The sequence below is a fragment of the Photobacterium ganghwense genome, assembly GCF_017329545.1.
Lineage (GTDB): Bacteria > Pseudomonadota > Gammaproteobacteria > Enterobacterales > Vibrionaceae > Photobacterium > Photobacterium ganghwense.
The window spans coordinates 257,469-276,189 of sequence record NZ_CP071325.1 but is presented as its reverse complement, the minus strand read 5'-3'; the positions used below and the strand labels follow the sequence as shown (position 1 = coordinate 276,189).

At 48.2% G+C, this 18,721-nt stretch carries 32 protein-coding genes; all 32 read right to left on the bottom strand.

The annotated features are described in order from the left end of the window. Positions 1 to 16: 16 nt before the first annotated feature. The gene (gene secY / locus FH974_RS01380; protein ID WP_047885212.1) at positions 17 to 1,342 is read right to left on the bottom strand and encodes a preprotein translocase subunit SecY; all 1,326 of its coding nucleotides are present in this window, start codon (positions 1,340 to 1,342) and stop codon (positions 17 to 19) included. A 22-nt stretch (positions 1,343 to 1,364) separates the two neighbouring features. After that, positions 1,365 to 1,799, bottom strand: coding sequence for a 50S ribosomal protein L15 (gene rplO, locus FH974_RS01375; protein WP_047885213.1), 435 nt, complete (start codon positions 1,797 to 1,799; stop codon positions 1,365 to 1,367). A gap of 5 nt (positions 1,800 to 1,804) precedes the next feature. Continuing rightward, positions 1,805 to 1,984, bottom strand: coding sequence for a 50S ribosomal protein L30 (gene rpmD, locus FH974_RS01370; protein ID WP_047885214.1), 180 nt, complete (start codon positions 1,982 to 1,984; stop codon positions 1,805 to 1,807). A gap of 5 nt (positions 1,985 to 1,989) precedes the next feature. After that, positions 1,990 to 2,487 carry a 30S ribosomal protein S5 gene (rpsE, locus tag FH974_RS01365; protein ID WP_047885215.1) on the bottom strand — a complete coding sequence of 166 codons (498 nt, stop codon included), beginning with the start codon at positions 2,485 to 2,487 and terminating at the stop codon, positions 1,990 to 1,992. A 12-nt stretch (positions 2,488 to 2,499) separates the two neighbouring features. Next, positions 2,500 to 2,853: a 50S ribosomal protein L18 gene (gene rplR, locus FH974_RS01360; protein WP_007469105.1), complete on the bottom strand. Its 354-nt coding sequence runs from the start codon at positions 2,851 to 2,853 to the stop codon at positions 2,500 to 2,502. A 9-nt stretch (positions 2,854 to 2,862) separates the two neighbouring features. Beyond that, positions 2,863 to 3,396 (bottom strand): 50S ribosomal protein L6, encoded by a 534-nt coding sequence (gene rplF, locus FH974_RS01355; protein WP_047885216.1) that lies wholly within the window; start codon positions 3,394 to 3,396, stop codon positions 2,863 to 2,865. 12 nt (positions 3,397 to 3,408) lie between these two features. Further along, the gene (gene rpsH, locus FH974_RS01350; protein ID WP_047885217.1) at positions 3,409 to 3,801 is read right to left on the bottom strand and encodes a 30S ribosomal protein S8; all 393 of its coding nucleotides are present in this window, start codon (positions 3,799 to 3,801) and stop codon (positions 3,409 to 3,411) included. 37 nt (positions 3,802 to 3,838) lie between these two features. Then, positions 3,839 to 4,144 carry a 30S ribosomal protein S14 gene (gene rpsN, locus FH974_RS01345; protein WP_047885218.1) on the bottom strand — a complete coding sequence of 102 codons (306 nt, stop codon included), beginning with the start codon at positions 4,142 to 4,144 and terminating at the stop codon, positions 3,839 to 3,841. Positions 4,145 to 4,159: 15 nt separating this feature from the next. After that, on the bottom strand, positions 4,160 to 4,699 hold the full coding sequence (gene rplE, locus FH974_RS01340; RefSeq protein WP_047885219.1) for a 50S ribosomal protein L5: 540 nt from the start codon (positions 4,697 to 4,699) through the stop codon (positions 4,160 to 4,162). Positions 4,700 to 4,714: 15 nt separating this feature from the next. Beyond that, the gene (gene rplX / locus FH974_RS01335) at positions 4,715 to 5,026 is read right to left on the bottom strand and encodes a 50S ribosomal protein L24 (RefSeq protein WP_047885220.1); all 312 of its coding nucleotides are present in this window, start codon (positions 5,024 to 5,026) and stop codon (positions 4,715 to 4,717) included. A 12-nt stretch (positions 5,027 to 5,038) separates the two neighbouring features. Next, positions 5,039 to 5,410 carry a 50S ribosomal protein L14 gene (gene rplN / locus FH974_RS01330; RefSeq protein WP_047885221.1) on the bottom strand — a complete coding sequence of 124 codons (372 nt, stop codon included), beginning with the start codon at positions 5,408 to 5,410 and terminating at the stop codon, positions 5,039 to 5,041. Positions 5,411 to 5,573: 163 nt separating this feature from the next. Continuing rightward, the gene (rpsQ, locus tag FH974_RS01325) at positions 5,574 to 5,828 is read right to left on the bottom strand and encodes a 30S ribosomal protein S17 (protein ID WP_047885222.1); all 255 of its coding nucleotides are present in this window, start codon (positions 5,826 to 5,828) and stop codon (positions 5,574 to 5,576) included. Next, on the bottom strand, positions 5,828 to 6,019 hold the full coding sequence (rpmC, locus tag FH974_RS01320) for a 50S ribosomal protein L29 (protein ID WP_047885223.1): 192 nt from the start codon (positions 6,017 to 6,019) through the stop codon (positions 5,828 to 5,830). Before rpmC ends, rpsQ begins: the two co-directional genes overlap by 1 nt. Continuing rightward, positions 6,019 to 6,429 carry a 50S ribosomal protein L16 gene (gene rplP / locus FH974_RS01315; protein ID WP_047885224.1) on the bottom strand — a complete coding sequence of 137 codons (411 nt, stop codon included), beginning with the start codon at positions 6,427 to 6,429 and terminating at the stop codon, positions 6,019 to 6,021. The genes rpmC and rplP overlap by 1 nt, the downstream gene beginning before the upstream one ends. 11 nt (positions 6,430 to 6,440) lie before the next feature. Further along, complete coding sequence (gene rpsC, locus FH974_RS01310) at positions 6,441 to 7,130, bottom strand: 30S ribosomal protein S3 (RefSeq protein WP_047885225.1); 690 nt, start codon at positions 7,128 to 7,130, stop codon at positions 6,441 to 6,443. A 19-nt stretch (positions 7,131 to 7,149) separates the two neighbouring features. Then, positions 7,150 to 7,482, bottom strand: a complete 333-nt coding sequence (gene rplV / locus FH974_RS01305; protein WP_047885226.1) for a 50S ribosomal protein L22 — start codon at positions 7,480 to 7,482, stop codon at positions 7,150 to 7,152. A 14-nt stretch (positions 7,483 to 7,496) separates the two neighbouring features. Beyond that, positions 7,497 to 7,775, bottom strand: coding sequence for a 30S ribosomal protein S19 (gene rpsS / locus FH974_RS01300; protein WP_007469141.1), 279 nt, complete (start codon positions 7,773 to 7,775; stop codon positions 7,497 to 7,499). A 20-nt stretch (positions 7,776 to 7,795) separates the two neighbouring features. Next, positions 7,796 to 8,620, bottom strand: a complete 825-nt coding sequence (rplB, locus tag FH974_RS01295; RefSeq protein WP_047885227.1) for a 50S ribosomal protein L2 — start codon at positions 8,618 to 8,620, stop codon at positions 7,796 to 7,798. A gap of 18 nt (positions 8,621 to 8,638) precedes the next feature. Next, the gene (rplW, locus tag FH974_RS01290; RefSeq protein ID WP_047876489.1) at positions 8,639 to 8,941 is read right to left on the bottom strand and encodes a 50S ribosomal protein L23; all 303 of its coding nucleotides are present in this window, start codon (positions 8,939 to 8,941) and stop codon (positions 8,639 to 8,641) included. Then, entirely contained in the window at positions 8,938 to 9,540 is a 603-nt protein-coding gene (gene rplD, locus FH974_RS01285) for a 50S ribosomal protein L4 (RefSeq protein ID WP_047885228.1), read from the bottom strand. Before rplD ends, rplW begins: the two co-directional genes overlap by 4 nt. Positions 9,541 to 9,556: 16 nt before the next feature. Then, the gene (gene rplC / locus FH974_RS01280; protein WP_047885229.1) at positions 9,557 to 10,186 is read right to left on the bottom strand and encodes a 50S ribosomal protein L3; all 630 of its coding nucleotides are present in this window, start codon (positions 10,184 to 10,186) and stop codon (positions 9,557 to 9,559) included. Between the two features lie 15 nt (positions 10,187 to 10,201). Further along, positions 10,202 to 10,513: a 30S ribosomal protein S10 gene (rpsJ, locus tag FH974_RS01275; RefSeq protein WP_002541412.1), complete on the bottom strand. Its 312-nt coding sequence runs from the start codon at positions 10,511 to 10,513 to the stop codon at positions 10,202 to 10,204. Positions 10,514 to 10,953: 440 nt separating this feature from the next. After that, entirely contained in the window at positions 10,954 to 11,430 is a 477-nt protein-coding gene (gene bfr / locus FH974_RS01270; protein ID WP_047885230.1) for a bacterioferritin, read from the bottom strand. Positions 11,431 to 11,502: 72 nt separating this feature from the next. Then, positions 11,503 to 11,691: a (2Fe-2S)-binding protein gene (locus FH974_RS01265; RefSeq protein WP_047885231.1), complete on the bottom strand. Its 189-nt coding sequence runs from the start codon at positions 11,689 to 11,691 to the stop codon at positions 11,503 to 11,505. Between the two features lie 436 nt (positions 11,692 to 12,127). Further along, positions 12,128 to 13,312 (bottom strand): elongation factor Tu, encoded by a 1,185-nt coding sequence (tuf, locus tag FH974_RS01260; protein WP_107193913.1) that lies wholly within the window; start codon positions 13,310 to 13,312, stop codon positions 12,128 to 12,130. A 109-nt stretch (positions 13,313 to 13,421) separates the two neighbouring features. Next, entirely contained in the window at positions 13,422 to 15,518 is a 2,097-nt protein-coding gene (fusA, locus tag FH974_RS01255) for an elongation factor G (protein ID WP_047887124.1), read from the bottom strand. 90 nt (positions 15,519 to 15,608) lie between these two features. Continuing rightward, positions 15,609 to 16,079: a 30S ribosomal protein S7 gene (rpsG, locus tag FH974_RS01250; protein ID WP_047887125.1), complete on the bottom strand. Its 471-nt coding sequence runs from the start codon at positions 16,077 to 16,079 to the stop codon at positions 15,609 to 15,611. A gap of 95 nt (positions 16,080 to 16,174) precedes the next feature. Next, positions 16,175 to 16,549, bottom strand: a complete 375-nt coding sequence (gene rpsL, locus FH974_RS01245; RefSeq protein WP_004399892.1) for a 30S ribosomal protein S12 — start codon at positions 16,547 to 16,549, stop codon at positions 16,175 to 16,177. Between the two features lie 178 nt (positions 16,550 to 16,727). After that, the gene (gene tusB, locus FH974_RS01240) at positions 16,728 to 17,021 is read right to left on the bottom strand and encodes a sulfurtransferase complex subunit TusB (protein WP_047887126.1); all 294 of its coding nucleotides are present in this window, start codon (positions 17,019 to 17,021) and stop codon (positions 16,728 to 16,730) included. A 7-nt stretch (positions 17,022 to 17,028) separates the two neighbouring features. Beyond that, positions 17,029 to 17,385: a sulfurtransferase complex subunit TusC gene (gene tusC / locus FH974_RS01235; RefSeq protein WP_047887127.1), complete on the bottom strand. Its 357-nt coding sequence runs from the start codon at positions 17,383 to 17,385 to the stop codon at positions 17,029 to 17,031. Positions 17,386 to 17,396: 11 nt separating this feature from the next. Further along, the gene (gene tusD / locus FH974_RS01230) at positions 17,397 to 17,789 is read right to left on the bottom strand and encodes a sulfurtransferase complex subunit TusD (RefSeq protein ID WP_047887128.1); all 393 of its coding nucleotides are present in this window, start codon (positions 17,787 to 17,789) and stop codon (positions 17,397 to 17,399) included. Then, positions 17,786 to 18,508: a helix-turn-helix transcriptional regulator gene (locus FH974_RS01225; RefSeq protein ID WP_047887129.1), complete on the bottom strand. Its 723-nt coding sequence runs from the start codon at positions 18,506 to 18,508 to the stop codon at positions 17,786 to 17,788. The genes tusD and FH974_RS01225 overlap by 4 nt, the downstream gene beginning before the upstream one ends. Positions 18,509 to 18,721: the final 213 nt, after the last annotated feature.

Genomic DNA, 18,721 nt, shown 5'->3' with positions numbered 1-18,721 from the left:
ATAGGATAAACCACTCTTAACGGCTTGAGCCTTTAAGATTAGCCTTTTTCAACACAGACTCATATTGTTGAGACATCAAATGTGTCTGAACTTGAGCCATGAAGTCCATAATGACTACAACTACAATCAGTAGTGAAGTACCGCCAAAGTAGAAGCGGACATTCCATGCAATCATCATAAACTCGGGGATCAGACAGATAAAGGTGATATACAACGCGCCAGCCAATGTCAGGCGAGTCATCACTTTATCAATGTATTTTGCGGTCTGTTCGCCCGGGCGAATACCAGGTACGAATGCACCAGACTTCTTCAAGTTATCTGCTGTCTCGCGAGGGTTGAACACCAACGCGGTATAGAAGAAACAGAAGAAGATAATCGCAGCTGCATAAAGCATCACATAAAGTGGTTGACCTGGGCTCAATGCCAGCGAAATATCACTTAGCCAGCCTAGGTTTTCATTCTGACCGAACCACTGAGCTAGTGTACCCGGAAACAGAATAATACTTGATGCAAAAATCGCTGGAATTACGCCTGCCATGTTGATTTTCAACGGCAGGTGAGTGCTTTGTGCGGCGAAGACACGACGGCCTTGTTGACGCTTAGCGTAGTTAACGACGATACGACGCTGACCACGTTCCATAAACACTACAAAGTAGATTACAGCGAAAGAAATTACTGCAATTAAAAGCAGAAGAAGTACGTGCAATTCACCTTGACGCGCTTGCTCCACTGTCTGTCCAATAGCTGGCGGCAGACCTGCAACGATACCTGTGAAGATAATCAGAGATATACCGTTACCAATGCCACGCTCTGTAATTTGCTCACCTAACCACATTAAGAACATGGTACCAGTAACCAAACTCACAACCGCAACAAAGTAGAATCCAAGGCCTGGATTAATGACCAAGCCAGGGATCATACTTGGTAACCCTGTTGCAATACCAATTGCTTGGAAGGTTGCCAAAACGAGCGTGCCGTAGCGGGTGTACTGACTGATTTTACGTCGGCCAGACTCCCCTTCCTTCTTCAATTCGGCCAGTGCCGGATGAACAACCGTCAGCAACTGAACAATAATCGATGCCGAAATATACGGCATGATACCCAGTGCTAAGATGGAAGCACGCTCAAGAGCACCACCAGAAAACATGTTAAACAGTTCAATGATGGTGCCTTTCTGCTGTTCGAACAGATCGGCAAGTACAGCAGCGTCAATACCAGGAATAGGCACAAAAGAGCCTGCTCGGAAAATTAAGATCGCACCTAATACAAAGAATAGGCGGGACTTAAGCTCTGCTAGGCCACCTTTGGCACTACGAAAATCTTGTCCTGGTTGTTTAGCCATCTGTACCTCATCCTCGAGTTAATTATTCCTCGATTTTACCGCCTGCAGCTTCGATCGCAGCTTTAGCGCCTTTAGTAACGCGTAAACCTTTCACTGTTACTGAACGAGCGATTTCACCAGACAGAACAATCTTTACTACTTCGATGTTCTTAGTGATAACGTTCGCTGCTTTCAGTGTTTCTAGGCTTACTACGTCACCTTCAACTTTCGCTAGCTCAGCTAGACGAACTTCAGCTGTTACCAGGCTCTTACGAGAAGTAAAACCGAATTTTGGTAGACGCTGTTTCAAAGGCATTTGACCGCCTTCAAAGCCTGGACGTACAGAACCACCTGAACGTGATTTCTGACCTTTGTGACCACGGCCACAAGTTTTACCCAGACCTGAACCGATACCACGACCTACGCGCTTCGCAGAAGGCTTAGAGCCCGCAGCCGGTGATAGAGTATTCAAACGCATTCTGATTACTCCTCAACTTTAACCATGTAGTAAACCTTGTTGATCATACCGCGTACGCACGGTGTATCTTCAAGTTCTACAGTGTGGTTGATGCGACGAAGGCCCAGGCCACGCAAAGTAGCTTTGTGCTTCGGCAGACGACCGATTGAGCTCTTGGTCTGCGTCACTTTAATAGTCTTAGCCATGTCGATTACTCCAGAATTTCTTTAACAGAAAGACCACGCTTCGCAGCGATCATTTCTGGAGAGTTCATGCCACTCAAACCGTCAATAGTCGCGCGAACGATGTTGATTGGGTTTGTAGAGCCGTATGCTTTCGCCAGAACGTTACGAACACCCGCAACTTCCAGCACTGCACGCATAGCACCACCGGCGATGATACCAGTACCTTCTGATGCAGGCTGCATGTACACTTTAGAACCAGTGTGGCGGCCTTTAACAGCGTGGTGTAGAGTACCTTCGTTCAGGGCTACAGTAACCATGTTACGGCGTGCTTTTTCCATCGCTTTCTGGATTGCAGCAGGAACTTCACGTGCCTTGCCGTAACCGAAACCAACGCGACCGTTACCGTCACCAACAACAGTTAGTGCAGTAAAGCTGAAAATACGACCACCTTTAACCGTCTTAGATACACGGTTAACAGCGATCAGCTTTTCATGCAAATCTGATTGAGTTTTTTCGTTAGCCATCTTCCGCCTACCTTAGAATTTCAGACCAGCTTCACGAGCAGCTTCTGCTAGTGCAGCGACACGGCCGTGGTATTGGAAACCAGAACGATCGAATGCAACGTTAGAGATGCCTTTTTCAATCGCGCGCTCAGCAATAGCTTTACCTACAACTGCAGCAGCGTCTTTGTTACCGGTGCTCTTAACTTGCTCACGGATCGCTTTTTCTACTGTAGAAGCGGCTGCGATAACTTCAGAACCGTTTGGTGCGATAACCTGAGCGTACACGTGACGTGGAGTACGGTGTACAACTAGGCGAGTTGCACCCAGTTCAGCAATCTTACGACGTGCACGGGTCGCACGACGGATACGAGATGCTTTCTTATCCATAGTGTTACCTTACTTCTTCTTAGCTTCTTTAGTACGCACAACTTCGTCGGCGTAACGAACACCTTTACCTTTGTAAGGCTCAGGGCTACGGTAAGCGCGAATATCAGCAGCTACTTGACCGATCAGCTGCTTATCAGTACCAGTCAGTACGATTTCAGTCTGAGATGGACATTCAGCTTTGATGCCTGCTGGTAGTTCGTGCTCTACTGGGTGAGAGAAGCCAAGAGTCAGACCTACAGCGTTGCCTTTGATAGCAGCACGGTAACCTACACCCTTAAGAACTAGCTTCTTGGTATAGCCTTCAGTAACACCAACAACCATGTTGTTAACTAGTGCACGAGCAGTACCTGCTTGTGCCCAAGCTTTTTCGAAACCTTCACGAGGTCCGAAAGAGATCTTGTTCTCTTCTTGAGAAAGAACAACTGCTTCGTGGATAGTGCGAGTTAGTTCGCCCTTACCACCCTTCACAGTGATTTCCTGACCGTTAAGCTTAACTTCTACGCCGGCAGGAATAACTACTGGTGCTTTTGCAACACGAGACATTTCCTACTCCTATTAAGCTACGTAGCAGATAATCTCACCGCCAAGACCTGCTTTACGAGCAGCGCGGTCGGTCATCAGACCCTTGGAAGTGGATACAACGGCAATACCCAGGCCGCCCATCACTGATGGTAGAGCATCTTTTTTCTTGTAGATGCGCAGACCAGGACGTGATACACGTTGGATTTGCTCGATAACTGGGTTAGCTTCGAAGTACTTAAGAGTCACTTCTAGCTCAGGCTTAACTTCACCAGATACAGTGTAGTCAGCCACATAACCTTCTTCTTTCAGCAGCTCTGCAATAGCAACTTTCAGCTTAGAAGATGGCATTTTAACAGCAACTTTTTTCGCTGCCTGACCGTTACGAATGCGGGTCAGCATATCCGAAATCGGATCTTGCATGCTCATAAGTCAATTACTCCGTGATTCAAATTTGGTAAACAAATTACCAGCTTGCTTTACGCAGACCCGGAATCTCGCCTTTCATGCAAGCTTCACGAACCTTGATACGGCATAGGCCGAACTTACGTAGGTAGCCGTGTGGACGACCAGTCTGGTTACAGCGGTTACGCTGACGAGACTTAGCAGAATCACGTGGTAGTGACTGAAGTTTTAGCACTGCATCCCAGCGATCTTCTTCAGACGCATTCACGTCTTTAATTAGAGCTTTAAGCGCTGCACGCTTTTCAGCGAACTTAGCTACTAGCTTGGCGCGTTTTACTTCGCGCGCCTTCATGGATTCTTTAGCCATTAGTAACCCTTACTTTTACTTACGAAATGGGAAGTTAAAAGCAGATAGCAGAGCACGAGCTTCTTCGTCAGAGTTAGCTGAAGTCGTGATAGTGATGTCTAGACCACGTACACGATCAACTTTATCGTAATCGATCTCTGGGAAGATAATCTGCTCACGAACGCCCATGCTGTAGTTACCACGACCATCGAATGATTTCGGGTTTAGACCACGGAAATCGCGAATACGAGGTACAGCAATAGTGATTAGACGCTCGAAAAAGTCCCACATACGTTCGCCACGTAGAGTTACTTTACAGCCAATAGGGTAGCCCTCACGGATCTTAAAGCCAGCAACAGACTTACGAGCCTTCGTGATTAGCGGTTTCTGACCTGCGATTGCAGTCATGTCAGCAGCTGCGTTTTCAAGAAGTTTCTTGTCGTTGATCGCGTCACCCACACCCATGTTAAGTGTGATTTTCTCGATCCTTGGGACTTGCATGATGCTCTTGTATTCGAACTTTTCAGCAAGTTCTTTTACAATAGTCTCTTTGTAGTAATCATGCAGTTTCGCCATAGTACTACTCCAAAATTACTTAATAGTTTCGCCAGTCGACTTGAAGAAACGTACTTTTTTGCCGTCTTCAAATCGGAAGCCTACACGGTCCGCTTTACCTTCACCGTTAACGATTGCAACGTTAGAAGCTTCAATTGCCGCTTCTTTTTCAACGATGCCACCCTGGATGCCCATAGCCGGAACAGGCTTCTGGTGCTTCTTAACCAGGTTGATACCTTCAACGATAACTTTACCGGTTGCTAGAACCTTAGTTACTTTACCTTTCTTACCTTTATCTTTACCAGTAAGAACGATAACTTCGTCGTTACGACGGATTTTAGCTGCCATTTGAGTTACTCCTTACAGTACTTCAGGCGCTAGTGAAACGATCTTCATGAACTTATCGCCACGAAGCTCGCGAGTCACAGGGCCAAAAATACGAGTACCGATTGGTTGCTCAGTTGTGTTGTTCAACAGTACGCAAGCATTACGGTCAAAACGAATGACAGAGCCGTCTGGACGACGTACGCCTTTACGAGTGCGCACAACCACCGCTTTCAGTACATCACCCTTTTTAACTTTACCGCGTGGAATCGCTTCCTTAACAGTAACTTTGATGATGTCACCGATATGTGCATAGCGACGGTGTGAACCACCCAGAACCTTAATACACATTACGCTACGTGCGCCGGAGTTATCGGCTGCATCCAGCATAGTTTGCATTTGGATCATGTTAGTGCTCCGCTAATTTAAAACATCTAGACCCATCACGGGTCGCTTTGCCTTTTCTACAAAGGCGGCGAATGATAACACTCTTTTCGCCCGATGGGTAGACAAAAAATAAACGGCCCCAAAAATTTTCGGGGCCGCTCAGTTATGTCGTAGCTAAGACCGCTTAGATGCGAGCTTTTTCTACTACACGTACCAGAGTCCAAGATTTGTTCTTAGACAGTGGACGGCACTCACGAATCTCAACTGTGTCGCCGATGCCACACTCGTTGTTCTCATCATGTGCGTGAAGCTTAGTCGTGCGAGTGATGTACTTACCGTAGATTGGGTGTTTCACCTTACGCTCGATTGCAACAACGATAGACTTGTCCATCTTGTCGCTAACTACGCGACCAAGCTGAGTACGAATTTTCTCGCTCATTATGCGTCCGCCTTCTCAGTCAGAACGGTTTTAACACGTGCGATATCGCGACGTACAGCTTTCAGAGTGTGAGTTTGCTGAAGCTGACCAGTTGCAGCCTGCATGCGCAGGTTGAACTGCTCGCGCAGCAGGTTCACAAGCTCAGCATTCAGTTCTTCAACGCTTTTAGCGCGCAGATCTTGTGCTTTCATCACATCACCGCCTTTGTTACGAATGTTGTCTTGATAGGTAGCTTACGTGCAGCAAGATCGAATGCTTCACGAGCCAGTGCTTCAGGAACACCATCCATTTCGTACAGAACTTTACCAGGTTGGATTTGAGCTACCCAGTACTCAACGTTACCTTTACCTTTACCTTGACGAACTTCAAGAGGCTTAGATGTAATTGGTTTGTCTGGGAAGATACGAATCCAGATTTGGCCCTGACGTTTGATGTGACGAGTCATCGCACGACGAGCTGCTTCGATCTGGCGAGCAGTAATACGGCCACGGCCAACTGCTTTAAGACCAAATGTACCGAAGCTTACGTCAGTACCGTTCGCTAGACCGCGGTTACGACCCTTATGAGTCTTGCGGAATTTAGTGCGTTTAGGTTGCAGCATCAATAAACTCCTTATTTACGGCCTTTGCGCTGCTTCTTAGGCTTGTCAGCCTTTGGCTCTTCAACTGGCATGCCGCCCAGAACTTCACCTTTGAAGATCCAAACTTTAACGCCAATTACACCGTATTGGGTGTGAGCCGAAGAAGTTGCGTAATCAATGTCAGCACGAAGAGTGTGTAGAGGTACACGACCTTCACGGTACCACTCAGAACGTGCGATTTCAGCACCGCCTAGACGGCCGCTTACTTCTACTTTGATACCTTTAGCGCCAAGGCGCATAGCGTTCTGTACTGCACGCTTCATAGCGCGACGGAACATAACGCGACGCTCTAGCTGAGACGCGATGCTGTCTGCAACTAGTTGACCGTCTAGCTCAGGCTTACGTACTTCTGCGATGTTGATCTGAGCTGGAACACCAGCGATCTGAGCAACACGTGCACGTAGTTTTTCTACGTCTTCGCCTTTCTTACCGATTACAACGCCTGGACGAGCAGTGTGAATAGTTACACGGATGCTCTTAGCAGGACGCTCGATAACGATGCGTGACAGAGACGCTTTTGCTAGTTCCTTAGTTAGGAACTGACGTACCTTGAAGTCGCCGTCTAGGTTGTCAGCGAACTCTTGGCTGTTAGCAAACCAAGTGGTATTCCATGGCTTAACGATGCCAAGACGAATACCATTAGGATGTACTTTTTGACCCATTGCTTTCTCTCCTAGTCTCTTAGCGGTCTGCTACAACAACAGTGATGTGGCTAGAACGCTTCAAGATGCGATCGGCACGGCCTTTAGCACGAGGCATAATACGCTTCATGGTAGGACCTTCATCAACGAAGATTTTCGCAACATTCAGATCGTCGATGTCTGCGCCTTCGTTGTGTTCTGCGTTAGCGATAGCAGACTCTAGAACTTTCTTGATCAGATCAGCAGCTTTTTTGTTGCTGAAAGTCAGAATTTCTAGAGCTTGTGCAACTGGCTTACCGCGCAGTTGATCTGCAACCAAACGTGCTTTCTGCGGTGAGATGCGAGCAAAGCGATGTTTAGCGATAGCTTCCATTACCTATACTCCTCTTAGCGCTTCTTAGCTTTCTTATCCGCAGCGTGACCGCGGTAAGTGCGTGTTGGTGCAAATTCGCCTAGCTTGTGACCGATCATTTCTTCAGAAACGAAAACAGGAACGTGCTGACGACCATTATGGACAGCGATGGTCAAACCGATCATCTGAGGGATGATCATTGAGCGACGGGACCAAGTCTTAACAGGCTTCTTGTCACCGCTTTCCACCGCTTTCTCTACCTTCTTCAGCAAGTGCAGGTCAATAAAAGGACCTTTCTTGAGAGAACGTGGCATGGCTTATCCTCTGATATAAATTACTTGTTACGACGACGTACGATGTACTTGTCGGTACGTTTGTTCTTACGAGTTTTGTAACCCTTAGTCGGTACACCCCATGGTGTCACTGGGTGACGACCACCAGAAGTACGACCTTCACCACCACCGTGTGGGTGGTCAACTGGGTTCATTACAACACCACGTACAGTTGGACGAACACCGCGCCAACGTGAAGCACCAGCTTTACCTAGTTCACGTAGCATGTGTTCTGCGTTACCAACTTCACCAAGAGTCGCACGACCATCAGCAAGAACTTTACGCATCTCACCAGAACGCAGACGCAGAGTCACGTAAGTGCCTGCACGAGCAACGATCTGAGCGTATGCACCAGCTGAACGAGCCAGCTGAGCACCTTTACCAGGCTTCAGTTCAACACAGTGTACTGTTGAACCTACTGGGATGTTGCGCATTGGTAAAGTGTTACCAACTTTGATCGCAGCATCTTCACCAGACTGGATAGCGTCACCAGCCTGCAGGCCTTTAGGCGCGATGATGTAGCGGCGTTCACCGTCTGCGTATAGTACCAGAGCGATGTTTGCACTACGGTTTGGATCGTATTCTAGACGCTCAACTTTCGCTGGGATGCCATCTTTAGTACGTTTGAAGTCAATGATACGGTAAGCATTTTTGTTACCACCACCGATGTGACGTACTGTGATACGACCGTTGTTGTTACGACCACCAGTCTTAGATTTTTTCTCTAGCAGTGGTGCGTACGGCTTACCCTTATGCAGGTCAGAGTTAACCACTTTAACTACGTGGCGACGACCTGGGGAAGTCGGCTTACATTTTACAATAGCCATTCTTCTTTGCTCCTAGCCTTACTCTGCACTACCAGCGAAGTCGATGTCTTGACCTTCTTTCAAGATCACATACGCTTTCTTCACGTCTGAACGACGGCCTTGACGCATGCCTTGACGCTTGGTCTTACCCTTAGTGATAAGAGTATTTACAGACTTAACTTCAACCTCGAACAGTTTTTCAACTGCTGCTTTGATCTCTTTCTTAGTTGCGTTCATCGCTACTTTGAAAACGATAGTGTTACCGTTTTCTGCAGCCATAGTCGCTTTTTCAGAGATGTGCGGAGCACGCAGAACTTTCAGGATACGCTCTTCAGTGATCATGCCAGCATCTCCTCAACTTGTTTAACTGCATCAGCAGTCATCACAACTTTATCGAAAGCGATCAAGCTAACTGGGTCGATTGCCTTAGCATCACGAACGTCTACTTTGTATAGGTTACGTGCAGCCAGGAACAGATTCTCATCTAGTTCGCCAGTTACGATCAGCGCGTCAGTCAGCTCAAGCTCTTTCAGCTTAGCAACCAGCGCTTTAGTTTTTGGTGCTTCGATTGAGAAGCTGTCTACAACAACCAGACGCTCTTGACGTACTAGTTCAGACAGGATGCTCTTCATCGCACCACGGTACATTTTCTTGTTAACTTTCTGGCTGTGGTCTTGTGGACGAGCAGCGAAAGTTACACCACCGGTACGCCATAGTGGGCTACGGATTGTACCTGCACGAGCGCGACCTGTACCTTTCTGGCGCCATGGCTTAGCGCCACCACCAGAAACGTCAGAACGGGTTTTCTGAGCACGAGTACCTTGACGAGCACCTGCTGCATAAGCAACAACTACCTGATGTACAAGCGCTTCATTAAACTCACGCCCAAAAGTAGTTTCGGAGACAGTTAGCGCGTCAGCGCCTTTGACTACCAATTCCATTACTAACTCCTCGACGTTACGCTTTAACAGCTGGTTTAACGATCACGTTACCGCCAGTTGCGCCTGGGACTGCACCTTTAATAAGAAGCAGGTTGCGCTCAGCGTCAACACGTACGATCTCTAGGTTTTGAGTCGTTACACGCTCAGCACCCATGTGACCAGCCATTTTCTTGCCTTTAAATACGCGACCTGGAGTCTGACATTGACCGATAGAACCAGGAGCACGGTGAGACAAGGAGTTACCGTGGGTCATATCTTGAGTACGGAAGTTCCAGCGCTTAACAGCACCTTGGAAACCTTTACCCTTAGATGTACCAGTAACGTCTACTTTCTGAATTTCGTTGAACAGCTCAACAGTCAGCTCAGCGCCAACAGCGAACTCTTCGTTGTTCTCTAGACGGAATTCCCAAAGACCGCGACCAGCTTCAACACCTGCTTTCGCAAAGTGGCCAGCTTCTGGCTTAGAAACACGGTTAGCTTTCTTTGCACCAGCAGTTACCTGGATTGCGTTGTAGCCGTCAGTTTCAACAGTTTTAACCTGAGAAACACGGTTCGCTTCAACTTCAACCACAGTTACTGGGATAGAAACGCCATCTTCGGTAAATACGCGGGTCATGCCCACTTTACGACCGATTAGACCAATCATTCTCTTATCTCCCCATTAACCTAGGCTGATTTGAACATCAACGCCAGCAGCTAGGTCTAGACGCATAAGAGCATCAACAGTCTTGTCTGTTGGCTCAACGATGTCGATAAGGCGCTTGTGAGTACGGATTTCGTACTGGTCACGTGCGTCCTTATTAACGTGTGGAGAAATAAGAACAGTGAAACGCTCTTTGCGAGTAGGTAGAGGGATTGGACCCTTAACCTGCGCGCCAGTACGCTTAGCTGTTTCAACGATTTCCGCAGTTGACTGATCGATCAAACGGTGATCGAACGCCTTCAGGCGGATACGAATACGTTGGTTCTGCATGAGACAGAGCTCCAAATATAAAAATTTACACAAACAATATCGCCACTCAGACTCGTTAAGACGAGAGAATGCCGATTGATTTATGTGAACGTAGCATCCATATCGGACACATTGTCAGTCAATTAAATGACTGCGAACATAAGTCAGAGTATACATTAACCAGATCGACTAGCGACCTCTTCCTCAACGCTCATTGGTTCACAACTGCACACTTAGGAGGTTTACCTCAGCAGTGGCGAGCATTATACAGGTCACAAAAAGGAACGCAAGTAATGCTGCAAAAATAATCGTCAACCAATGGATATCGCTTACGAGGCCTTGCCCGAATGCGCCTCAGTAACAGCTATCGGCCATAAAGAAACAGGGCAGCGATAATCGCTGCCCTGCCCCACTGTTGGATTCGACTATATGGCACGAATACAATGTCGCTCGGCTGACCGTTAATCCTCGTCGACAATCTGAGCCTGGTTGTAATTTGCAATACCCATCCGCTCAATCAGATCGAGCTGAGTTTCCAACCAGTCGACATGCTCTTCTTCATCTTCAAGAATGTCCTGGAACAGATCGCGAGACACATAATCCCTCACCTCTTCTGCATAGGCGATGGCATCTCTCAAATCAGGTATAGCCGCCATCTCTAATGCTAAGTCACACTCCAGCATTTCCTGAGTGTCTTCACCAATATTAAGCTTTCCGAGGTCTTGTAAGTTTGGGATACCTTCGAGAAATAAAATCCGCTCAATCAGATGATCCGCATGGTTCATCTCATCAATAGACTCATCATATTCTTTTTTTGCCAGATGCTTTAGCCCCCAGTCCTTGTACATCCGGGCATGAAGGAAATACTGATTGATTGCAACGAGTTCGTTGCCGAGGACCTTGTTGAGGTGTTGGATGATTTTCGGATCAGCTTTCATTACAAAACACTCCTCTGTCAGTTCTATAAAGCATAGAACCGATCAGTTGAGTGTCAAAAAGCAGCCGTTTGATTAGCAGGCTTTTTTATAACTGGGGGTTAGGGTCTGTTCAATAATCGTTTTAGCCTGGCGAATGCACTTGCCACACTGCGAACCCAGCGGAGTCACCTGACGGATTCCACGAATGTCGGTAATTCCTTCTTGCTGAGTCAGTTTAATAATTTTTTTATCGGAAATACCGTGGCAAAGACAAACGTACATACTCACTCCATCGCCTTAATTAACACAGCAAATATAAACAAGAATTGTTTTCATTACTAGTTATAGGGTGGTGAGTTTTTATACCATTTAAGATGTATATACCCCGAGGTATTCCCCAAATGAATATAACTACATCTATGTAGACTAACTAAGACACGTTTTGGTATTGACGGTATCAGTCTAACATCAGCATAAAAAGTGCCCCTAATTGCGAGTTAGAGAATGGATGTGTGTCATGCAGCGACGCCTTTAACGAAGTGCATTCATCAGTAACAAAGACGATGAGTACCGCCACGCAGCCATTACAGCCTCAGCAAAACCGCTGAAGAAAGAAGAAAGAAGAAAGAAGAAAGAAGAAAGAAGAATCATATGGCACAAATACAAAAAAGGGAGCCGAAGCTCCCTTTTTCAGGTATGTCTTTAAGACAATCGCAAATTAAGCGATGATCGAAGCAACAACACCAGCACCAACTGTACGGCCACCTTCACGGATTGCGAAGCGTAGACCTTCGTCCATCGCGATTGGCGCGATCAGAGTTACAGTCATAGATACGTTGTCGCCTGGCATTACCATCTCAACGCCTTCTGGCAGTTCGATAGTACCAGTCACGTCAGTAGTACGGAAGTAGAACTGTGGACGGTAGCCTTTGAAGAACGGCGTGTGACGGCCACCTTCGTCTTTAGACAGAACGTAGATTTCTGAAGTGAAAGTAGTGTGTGGAGTGATTGAACCTGGCTTAGCCAGAACCTGACCACGCTCAACTTCGTCACGCTTAGTACCACGCAGAAGAACACCAACGTTCTCACCAGCACGGCCTTCGTCCAGAAGCTTACGGAACATCTCAACGCCAGTACAAGTAGTCGTGATAGTATCTTTGATACCAACGATTGCTACTTCGTCACCTACGCGAACGATACCTTGCTCAACACGACCAGTTACAACAGTACCACGGCCTTGGATTGAGAATACGTCTTCGATTGGCAGGATGAACGGCTTGTCGATTGCACGCTCTGGCTCTGGGATGTAAGAATCCAGTGCTTCAGCCAGCTCAACGATTTTCTCTTCCCACTGAGCTTCGCCATTCAGCGCGCCCAGAGCAGAACCCATGATTACTGGGCAGTCGTCGCCTGGGAAGTCGTACTCAGACAGAAGTTCACGAACTTCCATCTCAACCAGCTCAAGCAGCTCTTCGTCATCAACCATGTCACACTTGTTCATGAACACGATGATGTAAGGGATACCAACCTGACGGCCTAGCAGGATGTGCTCACGAGTCTGTGGCATTGGGCCATCAGTAGCAGCAACAACTAGGATACCACCGTCCATCTGAGCAGCACCGGTGATCATGTTCTTAACGTAGTCGGCGTGTCCTGGGCAGTCTACGTGTGCGTAGTGGCGAGTAGGAGTATCGTACTCTACGTGAGAAGTAGAGATTGTGATACCACGCTCACGCTCTTCAGGCGCGTTATCGATAGATGCGAAGTCACGCGCTGCGCCGCCGTATACTTTAGCCAGTACAGTACAGATAGCAGCAGTCAGAGTAGTTTTACCGTGGTCAACGTGGCCGATAGTACCAACGTTAACGTGCGGTTTCGTACGTTCAAATTTTTCTTTAGACACGATCGTGTTCCTTCCTAGTTGTGATACGCCCCACCGGATTAAATATGGGGCGCGTCAGAAGTTGCTATTTTATGCGCCAACAGCCATTGGCGCAATACAGATATTGCGATTAACCACGCTCTGCGATGATAGCGTCGGCGATATTCTTAGGAACTTCGGCGTATTCACAAAATTCCATAGAGTATGACGCACGACCCTGAGTCGCTGAACGCAGGTCAGTTGCGTAACCAAACATCGCAGACAATGGCACTTTAGCACGGATGATCTTCAGACCTGCTGGGCCCTCATCCATACCTTCGATCATGCCGCGGCGACGGTTCAGGTCACCAACAACATCACCCATCCAATCTTCTGGAGTTGTTACTTCAACTTTCATCAATGGCTCAAGAATCACTGGGGACGCCTGCAGGGCACCCTTCTTGAAGGCCATAGAACCGGCAATCTTAAATGCCATTTCGTTGGAGTCAACGTCGTGGTAAGAGCCGTCAAACAGGGTCGCTTTGACATCCAGTACAGGATAGCCCGCCAACACACCGTTATTCATCTGCTCTTCGATACCTTTAGCAACAGCACCGATGTACTCTTTTGGTACCACACCACCAACAACTTCATCCACGAATACGAAGCCTTCATTTGGTTCTGAAGGTTCGATTTTCAGCCATACGTGACCATATTGACCGCGACCACCAGACTGGCGAACAAATTTACCTTCCACTTCCGTTTTACCACGGATAGTTTCACGGTACGCCACCTGAGGTTTACCAACGTTACATTCAACGCTGAACTCACGCTTCATACGATCAACGATGATATCCAGGTGCAGTTCACCCATACCTGAAATCAGTGTCTGACCAGATTCGTCATCGGTTTCAACACGGAACGATGGATCTTCAGCAGCCAGTTTACCCAGCGCGACACCCATTCTTTCCTGGTCAGCTTTGGAGCGAGGCTCTACAGCAATCTGGATTACCGGCTCTGGGAATTCCATACGCTCTAGAACTACTTTATGGTCAAGATCACACAGTGTGTCACCGGTGGTCACATTTTTCAGACCGATTGCAGCGGCGATATCGCCGGCGCGAATTTCTTTGATCTCTTCACGCTTGTTCGAGTGCATCTGTACGATACGACCGAAACGCTCGCGTTTCTCTTTTACAGAGTTGTAGACAGTATCACCTGAATTCACAACCCCAGAGTAAACACGCATGAAGGTCAGGCTACCAACAAATGGGTCAGTAGCGATTTTGAATGCCAGCGCAGAGAACGGTTCGTCATCGCTTGAATGACGCTCAATTACGTTACCGAGCTCATCTTCACCACGAATCGATTTCACGTCCGTTGGTGCAGGCAGGAATTCAACAACAGCATCCAGAACAGCCTGAACACCTTTGTTCTTAAATGCAGAACCACAAGTAGCCAGTACGATTTCGTTCGCCAGCGTACGCTGACGCAGACCAGCTTTAATCTCTGCTTCTGACAGCTCACCTTCTTCCAGGTATTTGTCCATCAGTTCTTCAGAGGCTTCAGCGGCAGCTTCTACCAGGTTCTGACGATATTCTTCTGCAAGTTCAAGCATATCGGCCGGAATGCTTTCATAGGTAAATGACATACCCTGATCGCTTTCATTCCAGTTGATAGACTTCATCTTGATCAGATCGATAACGCCTTTGAATTCGTCTTCAGCACCAATATTCAATTGAATCGGCACTGGGTTTGCGCCAAGACGGTTTTTAATCTGCTCGACCACGCGCAGGAAGTCAGCACCAGCACGGTCCATCTTGTTCACGAATACCATACGAGGTACATGGTATTTATCAGCCTGACGCCAAACGGTTTCAGACTGAGGCTCTACACCGGATGAACCACAGAAAACCACTACCGCACCGTCAAGCACACGCAGTGAACGCTCTACCTCAATGGTAAAGTCAACGTGTCCAGGGGTATCGATGATGTTGATGCGGTGCTCAGGGAATTGCGCTTCCATACCACGCCAGAAGGTCGTAGTTGCAGCAGATGTGATTGTGATACCACGCTCCTGCTCCTGCTCCATCCAGTCCATGGTAGCTGCGCCGTCGTGAACCTCACCAATCTTGTGAGACAAGCCTGTGTAGAACAGGATACGCTCGGTAGTTGTCGTTTTACCGGCGTCAACGTGAGCACAAATACCGATGTTGCGGTAGCGCTCGATAGGCGTTTTACGAGCCACGGCAGTATCCTCTTACTAAGGGGTACCTTAGAATACGGGTGAGGCGCAGCAAGCCATGCTTGCTGCGCCTGGTCGGTATTACCGGGTATATTACCAGCGGTAGTGTGCGAACGCTTTGTTCGCTTCTGCCATACGGTGAACGTCTTCACGTTTCTTAACAGCAGAACCTTTGTTGTCAGCTGCATCCAGCATTTCTGCTGCCAGACGCTGAGCCATAGATTTTTCACCACGCTTACGCGCAGCTTCAACCAACCAACGCATTGCCAGAGCATTACGACGCACTGGACGTACTTCTACTGGAACCTGGTAAGTTGAACCACCCACACGGCGAGACTTAACTTCTACCGCTGGACGAACATTTTCAAGAGCTTTTTCGAAGATAGCTAGCTGTTCTTCACCAGAACGCTCAGCCATTGTGTCTAGTGCAGTGTAAACGATTTTTTCTGCAGTAGATTTTTTACCGTCAACCATTAGGATGTTAACGAATTTTGCCAGCAGTTCAGATTTGAACTTTGGATCTGGAAGGATCTTACGCTGACCGATTACGCGACGACGTGGCATGGATTTTCTCCGTTGTCTTCTTCAGGTTATCCAAAACTTTTCAGTTTCTTCAAAAATAAAATAATTTGTGTTTGGCCTTACTTAACGGAAATCCATTAAGACTTAGGACGCTTCACACCGTACTTAGAACGACCTTGTTTACGGTCGTTAACACCAGCACAGTCAAGTGCACCACGAACGGTGTGGTAACGAACACCTGGAAGGTCTTTAACACGACCACCACGGATCAGAACAACTGAGTGCTCTTGAAGGTTGTGGCCTTCACCACCGATGTATGAAGTAACTTCGAAACCGTTAGTCAGACGAACACGGCACACTTTACGTAGTGCTGAGTTTGGTTTCTTAGGAGTAGTAGTGTATACACGAGTACATACACCACGCTTCTGTGGGCACGCTTCTAGTGCAGGCACGTTGCTTTTTACAACTTGCTTAGCACGTGGCTTACGTACCAACTGGTTAATAGTTGCCATTAAATAGCTCCTGAAAATATTACTTTCGTAAATGTGAAAAATCCGCCTCCCAACAACAGGAGGACGCGAAATTTTAGGCATCGCGCCTAAACGTGTCAAGATATAACCAACGATCAATCAAATGATCATTTCTTAGGCAGGCTAATTCGGTGGTTGTTTCGCCCGTTTTTAGCGGGTTTTAGTCCCATTTCATCTGGGTTTCGTGAGCTTCGGTTAGCGAAACAAAACCTTGATAATCAACGCCTTCAAAACCCTCCCCCAGGCGACCTACCAACCCTCTGGCGTGCAGATCCGGTAACAGGACAGAAATTGTGATGCCCTGATCGCGCAGGACGGTCAGCGCGTCAAAATTCGCCGTTATGGCTAAAACTGCATCTTGAATCAGCAGAACAGCGTCATCCGCGACGATCGTCGACAGACTTTGTTCAAGTGCACGGCTCTGAAACGGGGAGCTGGTGAAGATATGGAGCATAGTGGCCTCAGAAAGTCAGAATGCGCTGGCAGGCATGCAAGTGGGCAGAAAAGACTTCCGGCTCACAGACCGTGACGTCGATAAGCAGACTGGACGGTTCCACACCCCGCTCTTCCAGTGAACGGCGGCAGACATAAATCTGCTCAATGTCATAGAGATCCAGCATTTTGAACGTCGCAATATAGTCGCGGGACAGGATCGCTTGTGGCGTCTGGTTTGCCAGCAGCTGCATCACACCATCGGCGTGGAAAAAGACCGCGATATCTTCGCTGTAAGCCGAAGTGGCCAATACAGCGTCCAGTCCTTCTCGCCCGCTGGCACTGCCGTGCGGGGCGGTGCGAAATACAAAACCCAGTGTTTTCATGTGTTGTTCCGTTAAAACTGAATCACGCGATCGGCGGTCAGCATGGCCTCAGCCAAGCCGCCCAGTCCGGCCTGTTCAAAACCTTCCGCCAGATTGGTTGTCGGTAGCTGGTTTTGAGTGGCTTCCTGCTGACCCACAATACCGCGTCGCAGGGCAGCCGCGACGCAGGTTTGCAGCTCAACGCCATGGCTGCGGGCTAGCTGTTGCCAGGCCGCAACCAGATCGAACTCATCCGACGCCGGTGCCGTCAGTGCCGACCCATTGTGCACACCGTCCTGGTAGAAAAAAATCCGGGACAGGCTATGGCCTTTCGCCAACACGGCCTCGGCAAACTGATAGGCCGAACGGGCGGCCTGGGTACCGTACGCCGGCCCCTGCACGACCAGCACGTAGGTCAGGCTCATTTTTCGCCATCCTCGGTTTTACGCTGGCGGATATACAGATACACGGTGTGCTTGGAAATGTTCAGACGATCAGCCACGCGGTTAATGGCATCTTTGATATCAAAGATCCCTTTATCGAACAGCTCCATCACAATCTGACGGTTCTTCGCGTTGTTCGACACGTTCTTATCCGCATTGATTTCTTCGATGGTTCGCTCAACGGTCTGGTCCACCAGCTCATCCACATCACTGGCAAAGTTCACGGTCGATGCGGCCTGCTTGGCTTCATCGGTTGGCATGAAGGATTGCAGAATTTGCGAGAATGGCGCATCCAGATTGACGTTAATACACAGCAGACCGATGATGCTGTTATCCGCATTGCGAATGGCAATGGTGATCGATTTCATCAGCGCACCGCCTTTTGCCCGGGTGAAGTAGGCGCGGGAGAAATTGCGCTCCGAGCCTTCGATATCCCGCAGCATTCGCAGTGCCAGGTCTGTGATCGGCGAGCCGACTTTACGGCCGGTATTCTCACCGTTGGCAATCTTAATCGCTGACGTATTCAGATCCGCCAGCGAGTGCAGCACGATCTCACAGAACGGGCCGATCAGGGCGGCCAGTCCATCTACCACCGCCTCGTAAGAACGTAAAATCGTGTAATCATGCTCACTGAAAGCACGGGGCTCGATCAGGTCACTCTCGACCATCACCTCAGAGCCAAAGTTGTCTGTAGAAACCACTCGTCTTCTTCCTTGCTCAATCCCATTGTATTTAGCTTCAGCTGCCGACTGGGAAAACGAAAATAAATAGAATGGGCTAGTCCTGCCCTGCCGGTTGATGCAGCAGTGGACCATACAATTCAAATCTTGCTTGCAAGTTTATCAGAATAATGACAGGAGCCTGAATACTTGATAGCCACGAATCCTGCTGTAATGCACAAAAAACCCGGCTTG